A 15,948-nucleotide genomic window follows, 5' to 3' on the forward strand; every position below is an offset into this window, starting at 1 on the left:
ACGTCTCAATTAGACACACAATTGCTAGGCTTCGGCGCATCACCGATCCTGACCGTTGCTTATAACAAATAAGAATATAACTTTTGTTTTAACAACTAACGGTACGGGTTAGGGTACCCACCTATTGAACCTGGATTGGAGAGCATCCCTTGCCTCTGCGTAGCACTTTCACCCGTTTCTTCCAGCTGGAAGCCGCCAGCGGTCTGTTGTTGATCGCCGCTGCCGCCTTGGCGCTGATCATTAATAACTCACCGTTGTCGCACCTCTACGGCGCCTTCCTCGACACCCCGGTAGTGGCGCAGATTGGCGCACTCAAAATCGCCAAGCCCGCCTTGCTATGGATCAACGATGGCCTGATGGCCCTGTTCTTCCTGTTGATCGGCCTGGAGGTGAAGCGCGAGCTGCTCGACGGCCACCTGTCCAAGCCGTCGCAAGTGGTCTTGCCCGGTGCGGCGGCCATTGGCGGGATGGTGGTGCCCGCGCTGATCTACTGGGCGATCAACAAGGATTACCCTGCCGCGCTCGCAGGCTGGGCGATCCCCATGGCCACCGACATCGCTTTTGCACTCGGCGTCCTGGCGCTGCTGGGCAAGCGCGTGCCGGTGTCGCTGAAACTGTTCCTGATGACGCTGGCCATCATCGACGATCTCGGTGCAATCATCGTCATCGCCGTGTTCTATTCAGCCGACCTGTCGGGCGCCGCCCTGGCAGGTGCGGGCGCCTGCTTGGTTGCCTTGATCGCGATGAACCGCCTGGGCGTGATCAAACTCGGGCCCTATATGATCATAGGGCTGATCCTGTGGGTCTGTGTGCTCAAGAGCGGCGTCCACGCCACCCTGGCCGGTGTGACCTTGGCGTTCTGCATTCCGCTGCGCACCAAAAACGCCGAACCTTCGCCATTGCTGACCCTGGAGCACGCGTTGCACCCGTGGGTGGCCTACGCCATCCTGCCATTGTTCGCGTTCGCCAATGCGGGCGTATCCCTCACCGGCGTGAGCATGGAAAGCTTCACCCATCACGTGCCCCTGGGCATCGCCGCCGGCCTGTTGATCGGCAAGACCGTTGGTGTGTTCGGCCTCACCTGGCTGGCCATCAAGACCGGCCTTGCCGCCCTGCCCAGTGGCGCGAACTGGGGCCAGGTGTTCGGCGTGGCGATCCTGTGCGGTATCGGCTTCACCATGAGCCTGTTTGTCGGCTCCCTGGCCTTTGTGCCGGGCGCCAGCGAATTCGCCGGCGAGGATCGAATGGGGATTCTGACCGGGTCGATCCTGGCGGCGTGTATTGGCTATGCAGTGACGGCGATGGCGAGTCGCAAGAAAGCCTGACCCCAACCTGAAACACCCAAAAACCCCAGCCGGTCACCCGGTTGGGGTTTTTCTTTTTGCGCCGCCAACGTTTAGCCAGTAATCCGGCTGCCACGCCTAAAGACTTTCGGTTAGCCGCCGACTAGTGGGTATGGCGATCTCACCGTCCGCGCCTGGGACACCCGCCCGACACTGCCTCCAACGCGTTTCCAGCCCGAGCGACATTCCCATGTTCCTGAGAAATATAAGAATCGCTGCCAGAGCCTTCATCGGCTTCGCCGCTATTGCATCACTGAGTGTGTTTCTCGGCCTGTTTGCGCTCAAACAGATTGGCGAAGTCCAGTCACAGGCTGCCGACATTCAGAACAACTGGATGCAGCGCGTCAGGATCCTGGCCTTGGCCAATGCTTCGCTCGACCGTTATCGCCTGGGAGAGATGGCGCACATCCTGTCGTCCAGCGATGCCGACATGCAGACCTACGAAGACAAATCCGCCGGCCGCCTGAAAAGCGTCAAGGAGCAGCTTGCCCAATATGCAGCGCTGCTGCGCACCTCTGAGGAAAAATCACGCCTCGATGTGTTCAACCAAAGCCTCGATGCGTACGCGAAGAATCACGCCGAGATGCTCAAACGCTCGCGCTCGGGCGACAAGGCCGGCGCCCGCGACTTTCTCAACAGTATTCGAGAAAGTTATGAGCAGATGACCAAGAACTTCGACCAACTGATAGACCTGGCCAACAAAGGCGCAGAACAAGCTGGCCAGACCTCCGTAGCGGCCTACCAGCATGCCGTGAATGGCATCTCAATCGTGATTCTGCTGGTGAGTGGCGGCACCGTATTGGTGGCCTGGTTGCTGACCCGAAGCATTACCGGCCCCATCATTGAAGCGGTACACGTAGCCGAAACCATCGCCAGGGGCGATCTCACCCAGCCCATCAACCCTACGGGCAACGACGAAGCCACCCGCCTGCTCCGGGCACAAGAGACCATGCGCAACAACCTGGTGCAGACCCTGCGACAAATAACCGGCTCATCCAGCCAATTGGCCGCAGCGGCCGAAGAACTGAATGCCGTCACCGCCGAAGGCAGCCGGGACTTGCAACAGCAACATGGCGAGATCGAACAGGCGGCCACTGCCGTCACCCAGATGACCACCGCCATTGAAGAGGTCGCCAGGAACGCGGCCTCGACATCCGACCTGTCCCAGGAGTCGCGAAGCATTGCCTTGAAAGGCCAGCAGCGCATGGTCGAGGCGCTGAACGCCATCCAGGCCTTGACCCGTGGCGTGGAGGTCAGCTCCGGGCAAGTGGGCGGTCTGGCTGAGCAGGCCAAGGGTATCGGCAAAGTGCTTGATGTTATCCGCACCATTGCCGAGCAAACCAACCTGCTGGCACTGAACGCGGCCATCGAAGCTGCGCGTGCCGGTGAGGCCGGCCGTGGTTTTGCCGTGGTCGCCGACGAAGTGCGCGCCCTGGCTCACCGCACTGCCCAATCGACCCAGGAAATCGAACAAATGATTGGCAGTATCCAGACCAACACGGCCAGTACCGTCAACACCATGCTCGACAGTAGCACCATGACCCAGCAAACCCTTGGCTTGGCCGAACTGGCACAGCAAGCGCTGGCGGATATTCTTGCCGCCAACAATGAGATCAATGACCGAAACCTGGTGATTACCACGGCGGCTGCTGAGCAAGCCGACGTTGCCCGGGCGGTTGATCGCAATTTGCTGAATATTCAACAACTGTCGATTCAGTCCGCTGAAGGCTCGACCCAAACAACCGCCGCCTCGCAATCCCTCGCCAGCCTGGCGCATGAATTGAACACGATGGTGAAGCACTTCCAGATTTGAAGTGACAGGGTAAAAAACCAAAAGGCCGCTTCGGTTTTAGCCGAAGCGGCCTGTTAACTTGATGCATCATTGCCATCGTTTTTCGTCAGCGACTCCTGTGGCTGGCGCCTCGTGTTATGGCAGCTGTGCGCGGGATACCTTCGGGTATGCCGAGTTTCAAGTTCTTGGTCCGCGAACCTGCTTACAGCTGCCACCTTCCATCGCGTCGCGGCGATCAGGGGCGGCTCCAGCCAATCATTTCGAGCCCGACACCGCCTGGTCAAATCGTTACGGGCCACAGTTTTCGATCAACTCAGCCGCCAACACAGAGGCCTTGTTGGTAAATGCATACGAAACCCTGATAGGCGCCAGCGGGCTGACCTCTGATTTGGCAGACACCGTGGACGGAAAAACACGCAGCCAATTGTTAGCCATTGGGCAGTTACTGGAACTGGCGGGGCTTTTAGTCGACCGAGCAATGGAGCAGCAGTGCCCTGTCTAATGAAGCTAAAAGCGCTAGCTTCAATTTGTAGACATCCTGCCCCCTAAAACAAAAACCCCAACCGGTCACCCGGTTGGGGTTTTTTGTGTTTCTACCGCCGGCGCTTAGCGAGTAACGCGGCTGGTGCCGTTAACGGTCATGATGCGCACACGGTCGCCGATGCGGAAGACTTCGTTGGGATCAACGGCCTGAACGTAGGCGCGCATGCTGCCATCGTCTTCACGAACGGTGACTTCAACGCCCTGGGTACGGGTCAGGCCTTCTTCAGCGGCGGAACCCAGCAGACCACCGGCAACAGCACCGATAACGCCAGTGACGATACTGCCACGGCCACCGCCAATAGCACTGCCGCCAACGCCGCCAACCACTGCACCGGCAACACCGCCGATTGGGGTTTTGGTGCCTTCGATTTTCACCGGACGCAGGGATTCAATGGTGCCCATGCGAACGGTCTGTACACGACGCGCTTCGTCACGGGAGTACGAGTCGCCGGTCAGACTCGAGGCGCAGCCACCCAACAGCAACGACAGGGTGGTAAAGCAGGCAACTAGTAAAACGGACTTACGCATAGCATCAACTCCAAAGGACAGGTATTCATTAGACGCCGCAGCTTGGCGCCTGTCACGGCAAGCACGCCAGAAAATTGCTTTCATTCAGCCCTAGTACAGACTGCCAGTACCAGAAAAATCGACGAACGGTAGCGCTCGCCTTATTCCGAAGATCGTCATGAAAGCGTTCTTCATTGTAGTCGCGCAAGCGAACACGCCGAAGCCTCCTGTGTGGAGACTTCGGTGTGAGGGTCAGCATTCAGAGGGAATGAAGAAAGATGAAACTCAGGGCGCCAGGCGCTCGCGCGTCCATTCGCCAGCTTGCAGGCGATAGTTCAGACGGTCATGCAGGCGGCTGGCGCGGCCTTGCCAGAACTCGATGCGCTCGGGCAACAAACGGTAGCCACCCCAATGCTCGGGGCAGTCGGGCTGGGTATCGCTGAAACGCTGTTCGGTCGCCTTGAGCAGGTCCTGCAGCTCTTCACGGTCACGTATGACTTTGCTTTGCGGCGACGCCCAGGCGCCAAGACGGCTGCCCAAAGGCCGAACCTGATAATAAGCATCCGACTCTTCAGGCGTAACCTTGACCACCCGCCCTTCGATGCGCACCTGGCGCTCCAGAGTGGGCCAGAAGAAAGTCATGGCCGCAAACGGTCGCGCCGCGAGTTGTTCACCCTTGGCGCTCTGATAGTTGGTGAAGAAGGTAAAGCCCTGCGCGTCCAGGCCCTTGAGCAACAGGATGCGGCAGTGCGGGCGACCGTCCTGATCAACCGTTGCCAACGTCATGGCATTGGCCTCCACCGGTGGCTGCTCGGTTTTTACCGCCTCGCCAAACCATTGGTGGAACAACGCAAACGGCTCGCCCGGTGCCTGGGCCTCGCTCAAACCGTCACGTGTGTAGTCACGGCGCATATCGGCCAGTGCCTGGGTCATGCGGCTTTATCCTTCTGTTTCAACGGATCAGTTTTTCGCCTGGTCATTTGCAGCCGGGGCGTCAGCCTTCGGTGCTGCTTTCTTCGCGGCAGGCTTGGCAGCGGCTTTTTTCGCAGCTGGCTTGGCGGCGGCTTTCTTGGCCGGGGCCTTTTTCGCCGGAGCCGCTTTTTTCGCAGCCGGAGCCGGTGCAGGGGCTGGCGCAGTTTGCACAGCGACCATGTCAGCGACCGGTGGTTTGCCCGAGTTGTACTTGCTCAGCAACGCCAACATAGTTGTACGCTGAGTGAACAGGATTTCCATGCGACGATTCAGCGCACGGCCCTGGTTGCTGTCGTTGGCGGCACGCGGCATAAGGTCACCCATGCCACGCATCATCAGGCGATCCTGTTTCAAACCGCTGAGGCTGAAAATCGAAGCGATGGACTGCGCGCGCTCGCGGGTCAACGCCTGGCTCACCGGTTCGGCACCATTGGTGTCGACGTGGCCGAGCACCAGCACAGCGGTCTTCGGATCGCCTTCAACCGCCTTGGCAACGCGAGTGAACGGGCCGAGGGTAACCGGCAGCAACATGGCTGGACGTTTCGGGTTGTAGGAGCCATCAACCGGCGCGATCACCACGAGTACGTTCTCGCGACGCTCCAGTTGCAGGTTGCTGTCCTTGATGGCGGCGCGCAGGCGCGGCTCATAGTCGTCCAGCCAGGCTTGGGTGATTTTCGGGTCCGGCATCGGCACGTTGGTCACATCGACCTTGGCCAGTGGCTTCGGCTTGCTTTCGAAAGGCCACCACCATTTGGTCTCGGTGTCGGTCTTGGCGACAGCCGGCGCAGCGTCCGGGGTAGAAGCCGGGGTTGCAGCCTTGAGGTCGGCTTTCAAGTCGGCCTTGGCATCCGCGGCCTTTTCATCAGCGCTCTTTGAGAAGAATGGCCACCAGCTGGAACCGGTGTCAGCCTTGGCGACCGGAGCAGGTGCGGCGGCAGCGGCAGGCGCTGGAGCGGCAGCTGCGGCAGCAACCGGCGCGACAGGCTTGGCGCCCGCAGCAGGTTTGGCATCCGGTTTGGCGTCGTTTTGGGTCACTGCGTCCTTGGTAGCAGCCTTATCAGATCCAAATGACCACCAATGCCCACCTTCGGCATCATTTTGTGGAGTTTGTGCGCAGCCAGTAATAGTGAGGCACAGCGCCAGTGCCAAGGACTTGTTCGATAACATGAGATATCCACAAAATGAGAAAAAACCAGGGGGTCTGGGTGACCCGTTAAACAGACGCTTACAGAACATTAAAGTTACAAAATTTCGTTCAGCGCCTTCTTATACTTGCCTTTGTAACAAAAAAACGTGAAACAGCAAGCTCTTTACAGACAACCGGCCAATATTCCGACCAACTTCTGTGCACGCGGGTCCATAAGTACATAAGGCCCCAGTGTATTAGTCACGAAACCAAACGCTACATCATGTTCAGGGTCGGCAAACCCCACCGAACCACCGGCGCCCGGGTGCCCAAACGCAAGTGGGCCAAGGCCGAACGTGGCGTTGGGCAATTGCGGCTGATCCAACATGCAGCCCAACCCGAAACGGGTTTGGGTCAATAAGGTTTTATCCGGCCCGATACTGTGTTCGCGGGTCAATTGTTCGAGCATGTCCGCTTCGAGCAAACTACCGTCCAACAAACCGCTATAAAAACCCGCCAGGCTGCGCGCATTACCGTGACCATTTGCCGCTGGCTGCTGCATGCGCCGCCATTCGGGCTTATTAGTGCTGGTCAGAATAGACGGTGGATTGGCAAATGCACGCGTAGTCATGGCGTTCGGTTCGCGCATCATTACTTGAAGTAACCGTTGCGCGGCTTCATCGCCCATATTGCCTTTGCTGCGCGCTATATGTGCAACACGATAAAACTCTTCGTCCGCCAACCCGACATGGAAGTCCAGGCCCAGGGGCCGCGCAACCCGCGCCACAATCGACTCACCCGGCCCGCGCCCATCGGCACGGCGCAGCAATTCGCCGACCAGCCAGCCGTAAGTGATGGCTTCGTAGCCATGCCCTTGGCCCGGCGTCCACCACGGGGCCTCGGCCGCGAGGGTGTCGACCATCAATTGCCAGTCATACAGGGCTTCGGTGGGCAGCATCTCGCGAATCGCCGGCAGCCCGGCCTGGTGGCAGAGCAACTGGCGCAAGGTGATGGTTTCTTTACCGGCCGCCGCAAACTCGGGCCAGTAGTTGGCGACAGGGGCGTCGAGTTGCAACTTGCCCTCGGCCACCAATTGCAGGGCCGTAACGGCGGTGAAGGTCTTGGTGCAGGAAAACAGGTTGACGATGGTGTCGCTGTGCCAGGCCTCAGCGCCATCCTTGTCGGCGGTACCCGCCCACAGGTCGACGACGGTTTCGCCGCCGATCTGGATACACAGCCCGGCACCACGCTCCTGCGGGTCATCGAACAACGCGGCGAACGCTTCACGTACCGCTTCGAACTGGAGCTCGTAATGACCCTGAATCTGCACCTAAGCCGCCTTGGAAAACACCGTAAGAATTGGCTGACATTGTTCCAGTCCTTGGGGGTTTTGTGAACCCGTCAACGATGAATCAATGGCCATTTCCAGCGTGCCCGCCAGCATGCCCGGCGCCCTGCCCCGGGCCTTTGCCTTCATGCCCCGACTTCCCGCCTTCATGCTCACGCACCGCGCTGGCCGCCTTGGCCTTTTCAGCCTCTTTGCCCAGTTGATCCACCGCTGCCAGGTTGCTTTTACGCACGCTGTCGACAAAGCCCTGGAACGGCACATCGGTGATGCCCACCAGCCCGAAGTGGCCGTTCTCGCCGTCGAGCAGACGCCCGGTCACCGGCTGGTCCAGATACTGGAACCAGTGCACACCGACAATCGACGGCTCGGCCATGGCCTGTTTGAGGAAGTTACTGTACGCCGCGCCGCGGTCTTCTTCCCGGGCCAGTTGAGTGACGCCGCCCCAGAACGGGCCACGGTCTGCCGAGCCAAAGTTGAACTCGGTGATCAGCACCGGTTTGTCCAGCGCGTGCAAGGCGGCGAAGTCATAACCGTCCTGGGGCTTGAGGGTGTACATGTTGAAGCTCAATACATCGCAATACTGGGCGCAGGACGCCACGGATTCAGGCGTGCTGACGGCATACCGGCCACCCAGCAACAAATGGTTGGGCGCGTGCCATTTCAGCGAGTCGGAGATGGTCTTGAAGTAGGCATCGGCGAAGGTCTTCTGGAAGTATTTAAAGTCAGCTTCGATTTCCGGATGCTCGGGACTCGGCATCGGCGGCTCGAACCCAGGGTCTTCCATCAGCTCCCAGCCGGACAAATGGATACCCCAGGCTTTCGACAGGCCATCTTCGTTGCGGTACTTGTCGCGCAGTTGCTTGAGGAACGCGCGCTTGGCCGGTACGTCGGTGGTCATGCGCAGGGTGCCGTAGGCCAAGGCGTAACGGGATTTCGGATCATCACCCGGACCGGCCCAGGCCAGCTCGTTGTCGGCAAAAAAGCCGATCAGCCAGGGATCATCGCGGTGATCGCGGGCCGCAATGGCCACGGCGCGCTCGGTGGCCATGGCAAACCGCGGGTCGAACGGGTCGGGCATGCCGCCCCACCAGTCGGTGCCGGTGCTGATGCTGGCGTAGTCACCGACAATCGACAGCGGCAAGGTGTACGGCACGCGGTCGGCGGTGGCCAACGCTTCGTCGCTCCAGTTGCCTACGGTGTTGAAACCCCAGGCTTGCAGACGGTCGAGGGTGTGGGTGACCCAGCGCTTCTGGTCGAACCCATCAGTCCCGTAGGCACGTTGCAAATTGGCGCCGTAAAAATCGTACCAACGCCCTACATTGAAGCCACGGCCCTGGTCGGCGCCGTTGCCGCCACGGTTATCGCCGCTTCCGTAATACTTGTCGAACGGCTCGCCGACCTTGGGCAACGCGGCAAACATCCACTCGCGCCCGGCCACGTAGGTCTGGTTGTTGTCCGGGGCCACGGTGTTGACGCCCAGGGAGTAGAACGGATGGCCTTGCGGCGTCACCAGGTACCAACGACCGTCACGCTTCTCGGTGCGGAAAAACCCGCTCGCTTCAAACGCCGGGCCTTTGTTCCAGCCACCATATTGATCAAGCGCTGATTTATCGCGCTCGGCCAACCAACCCTTGAGCTGTTGTTGCTCTTTGGCGGCGGCGGCCTTGAGTTGCTCGTCACTGCTGACTTTTTCCGGCCAGCGCGTGCGAGTGGACTGGCCATAGGCATCGACCAATTCGCTGTAGGCCGCCTTCAGCACCGGCTCGCTGTCCTGCACGCCGAAGCGTTCCAGCAGGATGCTTTGGGCAGCATTGGGCTTGATCATCGACAACGTCACCGACGCCACCTGGCTGCGGTCAATCTCACCGGCGCTGCCGGCCAGCAGTACGCGCTGGCCATCTACGGTGATTGGCATCGGCGGGCCGGCCTTCATGCCCTGGCTCAGCGGCGAGTTGGCTTGCAGCGGGATCAACAAGGTCTGCACCGGGCCGGCCGGCAGGTCGATGCGGCTGACCAGGGTCTTGCCGTCCGTGCTCTGCACTTTCACGTACAGGGTCAGCGCCCAGTCCATGGCGCTCTGGATACGCAGGCTCATGGCGCCGGACTGCGACCAGTCCCACACGCCGGTCTGCGGGCTAAGCACCAGGCTCGGTTCGGCCGCCGGGTTGAAGGTGATGCGGCGCAGCACTTCGCCTTCGGCGGTTTGTTCGGCATTGTATTGGGGCAAGCTGGCGTCCTGGGTCGCCACCTTGACCACATCGGCAGGCCGGACGAAGTTGAACAGCGTTTGTTGCCCGGCAGGCGCAGCCATCAAGGGCGCGGTGAACAACAAGGCAAACAGAGCGGGCAGCGTGCGAATCATACGAACAAGGTTCTCCCAAACGGCCGGTGACTGGCCTGATGACATAAAGCGTTGGCAGTGAGATAGACCACGAAGTGGGCGAGTTCGCCCACGGTGGCTTAAGAAATTTCGCGCCTGAACGGCGGCAAGGCATTGAGGATAGCTTTGCCGTAGCGCTGAGTGACCAAACGGCGGTCAAGCAAGGTGATGGTGCCCCGGTCCTCTTCGGTGCGCAGCAAGCGACCGCAGGCCTGGACCAGCTTCAAGGACGCATCAGGCACCGAGATTTCCATGAACGGGTTACCGCCCCGCGCTTCGATCCATTCGGCCAGGGCCGCCTCGACCGGATCATCCGGCACCGAAAACGGGATTTTGGCGATCACTACGTGCTCACAGTAGGCGCCGGGCAAGTCCACGCCTTCGGCGAAGCTGGCCAGGCCGAACAACACGCTGGAATCCCCACCGTCGACCCGCGCCTTGTGCTTGTTCAGGGTCTCCTGTTTGGACAGGTTGCCCTGGATAAACACTTGCTTGCGCCAGTCGCGGTCGAGGCCATCGAACACGTCCTGCATCTGTTTACGCGAGGAAAACAGCACCAGCGTGCCGCGCGAACCTTCGACCAGCTCCGGCAGGTCGCGGATGATCGCCGCCGTGTGGGCCGGCGCGTCGCGCGGGTCGGCTTTGAGGTCCGGCACCCGTAGCACGCCCGCGTCGGCGTGATGAAACGGGCTCGGCACCACGGCGGTGACGGCTTTTTTCGGCAGGCCGGCACGCATGCGGAATCGATCGAAGGTGCCCAGGGCCGTCAGCGTGGCCGACGTTACCAGGCAGCCGTAGGCCACGTTCCACAGGTTGCGGCGCAGCATTTCAGCGGCAAGGATCGGGCTGGCGTTGACCTCGATATCAAACAGCGCGCCGCTTTCCGACAAGGTCAGCCAGCGCGCCATCGGCGGGTTGTCTTCCGGGTCTTCAACGGTGAAGGCGGTCCACAGCTCCCAGTTACCTTGGGAACGCGACAGCAGGCTGCCGAACAACGGGTACCATTCTTCGGCCTGGTTGCTGGCGATGCCGATGTTGACCTCGCCGTCCATGCCTTCCTTGAGCAGGTCAGTCAAACGCGTGAACAGGTCGGTCAGGCGCGAAAAGCCCTTTTTCAGCTCGATGCCCATTTCGCGCATGTGCTCGGGGATCAGCCCGCCGACAAAGCGGTGACGTGGCCGCTCACGGCCTTCCACATCCTCACCGGGCTTGAAGTCGGCAACCTGCTCGCAGGCGCTGAACATGAATTGCTGCTGGGTCTTGATCTCCCGCGCCAGCTCCGGCACTTGCTCGATCAGCTTGCCCAGGTCGCCGGGCAGCGGATGCTGGGCCAGCAGTTTGGTGAGGTTCTTGGCGGTGGTTTCCAGCCAATCGGCGGTGGAGCGCAGGCGTGTGTAGTGGGCGAAGTGGCCGATGGCTTTATCCGGCAGGTGGTGACCTTCGTCGAATACGTAAAGGGTGTCGCGCGGGTCCGGCAATACGGCGCCGCCGCCCAGGGCCAGGTCAGCCAGGACCATGTCGTGGTTGGTAACGATCACATCGACCTTGCCCATGCCTTCGCGGGCCTTGTAGAAGGCGCACTGCCCGAAGTTGGGGCAATGGCGGTTGGTGCATTGGCTGTGATCGGTCGTCAGGCGCGCCCAGTCGGCATCTTCCAAAGCAGTGGGCCAGCTGTCGCGGTCGCCGTCCCATTTATTGCCGGCGAGCTTCTCGATCATGCTGGTAAACAGCTTCTGGCTGACTTCATCAACCTCGATCTTGAAACCTTCTTCTTCGAACAGCGAAGCCGTGGCGGTTTGTGCGTGACCTTCCTGCAACAATACGTCGAGCTTGGACAGGCACATGTAGCGGCCACGGCCCTTGGCCAGGGCGAAGGTGAAGTTCAGGCCGCTGTTGCGCATCAGGTCGGGCAGGTCTTTGTAGACGATCTGCTCTTGCAGGGCGACAGTGGCGGTGGCAATCACCAGGCGCTTGCCGGCAGCCTTGGCGGTAGGGATCGCGGCCAGGCTGTAGGCCACGGTCTTGCCGGTACCGGTGCCGGCCTCGACGGCCACGACCGCGGGGTCGCCACTGCGCCGACCTTCGTCGTCGGTGTCGATATCCCCGAGGACTTTGGCCACTTCGGCGATCATCAGGCGTTGGCCGTAGCGCGGTTTCAAGCTCTTGGCTTCGAGAAAACGCGAATAGGCGCCCTGGATCGTGGTTTTGAGTTCAGTGCTGATCATGGATTGTCGGGCGCAAAAAACGCTGGATAAATTTTCAGTGGTTCGGATCGGCCGCTATCATACCCCGCTAATTAATCCCGCGCAGAACGGAGTACCACAATGACCGCGTTTAGCCTCGCTTACACCCTGCATGTACTGGCCGCCCTGATCTGGGTCGGCGGTATGTTTTTCGCCTGGATGATCCTGCGCCCCGCCGCCATGGCGGCACTTGAGGGCCCTGCCCGGCTCAAGCTGTGGGCGAATGTGTTTCAACGTTTTTTCGTATGGGTCTGGGTCGCGGTGCTGGTTTTGCCGATCAGCGGCATCGGCCTGCTGCAATTGCGCTTCAGCGGTTTTGAAACCGCGCCGCGTTATGTGCAGGTGATGATGGGCTTATATCTGGTGATGACGGCGCTGTTTATCCGCATCCAGGCGTTGAAGTTCCCGGAACTGCGGAAAGCGGTGGCGGCTGAGGATTGGCCGGCGGGTGCGGCTGCGCTGGGGCAGATTCGCAAGCTGGTGGGGATCAATTTGATTGTGGGGCTGGTGGTAGTAGCAATTGCTTCGGCTCGCCCGATGTTCTGAGGCGACCTTGAGTCCGCCATCGCGGGCAAGCCCGGCTCCCACATTGAAATGCAATCACCTGTGGGAGCCGGGCTTGCCCGCGATGGCGTCAGACCCGTCGACTCAGAGCCGCTGAATAGTCACAGCACCTGCAGGCCCAGCCGGCCCCGGTTGCCCTTCCAGCCCTGGCCGCCCCTTATCGCCGCCATCGGCGCGATACACCACACAACCTTTGGACTGCCCACCTTTGCCGGGCTTACCCGCTGTCCCCGCCAAACCGCCCGCTCCGCCATCGACCCAGACCTTGATCTGCTCAGCCGGGAAGCTCTGCGGCAACTCGACCCGCACTTGCGCCCCTGCCGCGCCTGGCAGGCCATCGCCGCCGTTATCACCATTGGCGCCACGCCCGGCCGAACCCCAGGTGCAACCCGGGTCCACACCGTTGGCGCCATCCAGGCCGGCATACCCTTGGGCACCGGCGCCGCCTCGGGCATCCACCGATAATTCGTCGGCGGCCAGGGCATTGATGCGCAGGACCAGGTCCCGCCCGGCCTTGGCCGGCCGTTCATGGGTGCCCGGGGCGCCGCGCGAGGTGATCTGGCTGCCATGCTCCAGTTGCGCATTGCGCACCTGCAATTGCAGCGCGGTATTGCCGGGGGCGATGGTGATACGCGCTTCGCGGCCCAGGTGCAGCTCATCCACGCTGACCTGGCTGATCGTAGCCGGGACCAACAATGTGCCGTAGTCCGCCACATCCAGGCGTTCAAGCTGCAAAACGCTGGTGCTGCTGGGCAAACGCATCAGCGAGTTGGTTTCAACACTGACACTCTGGGCCAGGGCGATAGGGCTGACCAACAGGGCCAACAGAAAAACCTTACGCATGATTGGCCTCCTTGTTCGTTTCATTAAACGCTGCAGGCGCCGACAGGCCCCGCACATGGAACATCCCCACCAGCAGAATCTGCAAGCGGTCACGCCAGGGGTGGGCACGGTGCTTCACGCTGCTGTTGAACAACAGCAGCTCCAACAGGTGGGTAAGAAACAACAGACTGCCGGCCAGGCTGACCAACAGGTGGAACGGATTAGTCAGCGGCCGGAACAGATTGACCAGCACCACGCCCCAGAACAGCAACGTCAGACATTTTCCCAGCCCCCAAAACACTTTCATCCCGCATGCCCCTGCCTATTATTCTTTGGGCGCACAGTACCGACTTCTGCAGGCGATTTGCCAGTGAAGGATGAAAAAACTTGATGGGGATCGCCGGCAATGCCCCTGTGGCTCGCACAGGGGCAAGGATGGTCAGCGGTTGATCTGGATTTCCACGCGGCGGTTCAATGCACGCCCCTCAGCGGTTTTGTTGTCTGCTACCGGGTGGCTTTCGCCCGCACCGGTCACCGACACAAAGTTACTGCGCGGTACACCGGAACTGATCAAGTAGTCCGTGACCGAGTGGGCGCGTTTTTCCGAGAGTTTCTGGTTGTAGGCGTCTTTACCGACGCTGTCGGTATGCCCACTGACCCGCAGTTGCGCGCTCGGGGCTTCTTTTTTCAGGCGAGTGGCAATAACGTCGAGTTTGGTTTTATCCGCCGCCGTCAGCCTGGCCGAGTCGAACTGGAAGTGCACATCGCGAATCACGATGGTCTCTTCCTTAACCACGACGACTTCCTCAACCACTGCTGCCTGCACGGGCGCGGGCGGGCAACCGTTGGCATCGACCTGCACGCCTTTCGGCGTGCCTGGGCACTTGTCGCGGCTATCAGGTACACCGTCGCCGTCTTCGTCGCCGTCACCATGTACCCAGCAATAGGCGCCGGCCATGCCGCCGACCAGCAATGCGCCATAGCCCGCGTACGCAGAACTTTTTGTGGCGCCAATCGCAGCGCCGGTCACACCACCGACGGCTGCACAGGTAGGCCAATCGGTTTTTTGCAACCCTGCGCAACCTGTCAATACTCCGGTTAGCAGAACCAAGGGTAGAGCTGTCCGCATGATGCTCATGTGCTTTCTCCTGAGGGTATCGGCGGGGGCCGATGGGTGGAGTAAAGACCGCTCTTTTCATCTGCGCCAGTACGCCACACCCCCGGTTTCATTGAGGATCGCTGCACTTGCCGGACTTTTCGCCGCCGCCCGCTCTAGGCCCGCACGCTCAGCCGCGCTAGTCTCTAGGGTCCTGATGTGAGGATCTCTGATGACCGCTGGCATTTCTTCCCGTACACCCCAGCAAGCCCTGGCCGCCTTGCTCGATTTACACCAACCCAAACGCCTGTTGCTGTTGGGTGCCAGCCAGTTTCCCGCGCTGGAGGCCTTTCAAGCCGAGCATCCGCAGACCCAAGTGGCGATCGCGCCGCCCGGGCCGTTACCGGCAGAACTGGCGGCGCAGCGTTTTGACCTGGCGTTGGTGGTCGATTGCCTGGAGCACCTGTCAAAACCGCAAGGCTTGACCTTGCTGGGCGGCATTCGCAACCTCAACAGCAGCCGCATTGCCGTGCTGGTGGACCTGAGCGCCTGCGGCTGGAAGGACACCGACTTCTTCTCCCTGGCTCTGCAAGCCGGCGAGCGGTTCCAGCGCGATGAGCAGGTTCTGACGCTGTTCACCTATGATCTGCTTGACTATAAACAGGTGCCGGACTGGCTCAACGCCCGCTTCTGGGCCAACCCGGAAAACTTCGGAAAGTATTGGTGGTAACCATGAGTACATCCATATGCCCCTGCGGCAGTGGCAACCTGCTGGATGCCTGCTGCGGCCATTATCACGCCGGCCACCCCGCGCCCTGCGCCTCCGCGCTGATGCGTTCGCGCTACAGCGCCTATGTGCTGGGCCTGGTGGACTACCTGGTGGCCACCACCGTGCCTGCGCAGCAAGCCGGCCTGGACCGCGCCGCCATCGGCGCCTGGAGTGCCCAGAGCACTTGGCTGGGCCTTGAGGTGGAAAGCTCGGAGGTGTTCGGCGGCCAGCCGGAACATGCCTTCGTGACCTTTACCGCACGCTGGCACGACGGCAGCGGAGAACACAGCCACCGTGAGCAATCTTCTTTCGTACAGAATGATGGGCGCTGGTACTTCATTGACCCGACGGTTGAGGTGAAGGCCGGGCGCAATGATGTATGTTTGTGTGGCAGTGGGCAGAAATTCAAGAAGTGCTGTTCCAGCTACCTCTAATCAACTCAA

General features: G+C 60.7%; 15 protein-coding genes. 6 read left to right on the plus strand and 9 right to left on the minus strand.

Annotated features, from left to right (window positions below; genetic code table 11):
• Window positions 1-149 precede the first annotated feature (149 nt).
• The 3 genes from nhaA to ACDZ94_RS17935 all read left to right on the plus strand — a co-directional run bounded on the left by nhaA (window position 150) and on the right by ACDZ94_RS17935 (window position 3,637).
• The gene (gene nhaA, locus ACDZ94_RS17925; protein ID WP_064451196.1) at window positions 150-1,325 is read left to right on the plus strand and encodes a Na+/H+ antiporter NhaA; all 1,176 of its coding nucleotides are present in this window, start codon (window positions 150-152) and stop codon (window positions 1,323-1,325) included.
• A 208-nt stretch (window positions 1,326-1,533) separates the two neighbouring features.
• Window positions 1,534-3,156, plus strand: a complete 1,623-nt coding sequence (locus ACDZ94_RS17930; RefSeq protein ID WP_064451195.1) for a methyl-accepting chemotaxis protein — start codon at window positions 1,534-1,536, stop codon at window positions 3,154-3,156.
• Between the two features lie 61 nt (window positions 3,157-3,217).
• Window positions 3,218-3,637: a DUF6124 family protein gene (locus tag ACDZ94_RS17935; RefSeq protein ID WP_432751518.1), complete on the plus strand. Its 420-nt coding sequence runs from the start codon at window positions 3,218-3,220 to the stop codon at window positions 3,635-3,637.
• Window positions 3,638-3,741: 104 nt separating this feature from the next.
• Here ACDZ94_RS17935 and ACDZ94_RS17940 read toward each other — a convergent pair whose 3' ends face one another.
• From ACDZ94_RS17940 to dinG, 6 genes are all read right to left on the minus strand, one after another.
• Window positions 3,742-4,206 carry a glycine zipper 2TM domain-containing protein gene (locus ACDZ94_RS17940; RefSeq protein WP_010176704.1) on the minus strand — a complete coding sequence of 155 codons (465 nt, stop codon included), beginning with the start codon at window positions 4,204-4,206 and terminating at the stop codon, window positions 3,742-3,744.
• A gap of 264 nt (window positions 4,207-4,470) precedes the next feature.
• Window positions 4,471-5,118: a pyridoxamine 5'-phosphate oxidase gene (gene pdxH / locus ACDZ94_RS17945; RefSeq protein WP_432750548.1), complete on the minus strand. Its 648-nt coding sequence runs from the start codon at window positions 5,116-5,118 to the stop codon at window positions 4,471-4,473.
• Window positions 5,119-5,145: 27 nt separating this feature from the next.
• Window positions 5,146-6,324 (minus strand): OmpA family protein, encoded by a 1,179-nt coding sequence (locus tag ACDZ94_RS17950; protein ID WP_064451193.1) that lies wholly within the window; start codon window positions 6,322-6,324, stop codon window positions 5,146-5,148.
• 143 nt (window positions 6,325-6,467) lie between these two features.
• Complete coding sequence (locus ACDZ94_RS17955; protein ID WP_432750549.1) at window positions 6,468-7,613, minus strand: serine hydrolase domain-containing protein; 1,146 nt, start codon at window positions 7,611-7,613, stop codon at window positions 6,468-6,470.
• Between the two features lie 82 nt (window positions 7,614-7,695).
• Window positions 7,696-9,993: a beta-galactosidase gene (locus ACDZ94_RS17960; protein ID WP_064451191.1), complete on the minus strand. Its 2,298-nt coding sequence runs from the start codon at window positions 9,991-9,993 to the stop codon at window positions 7,696-7,698.
• A 98-nt stretch (window positions 9,994-10,091) separates the two neighbouring features.
• Window positions 10,092-12,236: an ATP-dependent DNA helicase DinG gene (gene dinG / locus ACDZ94_RS17965; protein ID WP_064451190.1), complete on the minus strand. Its 2,145-nt coding sequence runs from the start codon at window positions 12,234-12,236 to the stop codon at window positions 10,092-10,094.
• Between the two features lie 99 nt (window positions 12,237-12,335).
• On the opposite strand from dinG, the gene ACDZ94_RS17970 reads away from it, so the two are divergent.
• Window positions 12,336-12,800 carry a CopD family protein gene (locus ACDZ94_RS17970; RefSeq protein WP_128586855.1) on the plus strand — a complete coding sequence of 155 codons (465 nt, stop codon included), beginning with the start codon at window positions 12,336-12,338 and terminating at the stop codon, window positions 12,798-12,800.
• Between the two features lie 102 nt (window positions 12,801-12,902).
• Here the strand turns inward: ACDZ94_RS17970 and ACDZ94_RS17975 are convergent, their stop codons facing one another.
• From ACDZ94_RS17975 to ACDZ94_RS17985, 3 genes are all read right to left on the minus strand, one after another.
• Complete coding sequence (locus ACDZ94_RS17975) at window positions 12,903-13,661, minus strand: collagen-like protein (RefSeq protein ID WP_221294139.1); 759 nt, start codon at window positions 13,659-13,661, stop codon at window positions 12,903-12,905.
• Window positions 13,654-13,947, minus strand: coding sequence for a DUF1145 domain-containing protein (locus tag ACDZ94_RS17980; RefSeq protein WP_064451187.1), 294 nt, complete (start codon window positions 13,945-13,947; stop codon window positions 13,654-13,656). Before ACDZ94_RS17980 ends, ACDZ94_RS17975 begins: the two co-directional genes overlap by 8 nt.
• 132 nt (window positions 13,948-14,079) lie before the next feature.
• Window positions 14,080-14,778, minus strand: coding sequence for an OmpA family protein (locus tag ACDZ94_RS17985; RefSeq protein ID WP_432750550.1), 699 nt, complete (start codon window positions 14,776-14,778; stop codon window positions 14,080-14,082).
• A 190-nt stretch (window positions 14,779-14,968) separates the two neighbouring features.
• On the opposite strand from ACDZ94_RS17985, the gene ACDZ94_RS17990 reads away from it, so the two are divergent.
• Window positions 14,969-15,466 carry a DUF6231 family protein gene (locus ACDZ94_RS17990; protein WP_064451185.1) on the plus strand — a complete coding sequence of 166 codons (498 nt, stop codon included), beginning with the start codon at window positions 14,969-14,971 and terminating at the stop codon, window positions 15,464-15,466.
• Between the two features lie 2 nt (window positions 15,467-15,468).
• On the plus strand, window positions 15,469-15,939 hold the full coding sequence (locus ACDZ94_RS17995) for a YchJ family protein (protein WP_064451184.1): 471 nt from the start codon (window positions 15,469-15,471) through the stop codon (window positions 15,937-15,939).
• Window positions 15,940-15,948 lie beyond the last annotated feature (9 nt).

This window comes from Pseudomonas sp. UBT (assembly GCF_050915955.1).
GTDB classification, from domain to species: domain Bacteria; phylum Pseudomonadota; class Gammaproteobacteria; order Pseudomonadales; family Pseudomonadaceae; genus Aquipseudomonas; species Aquipseudomonas antarctica_A.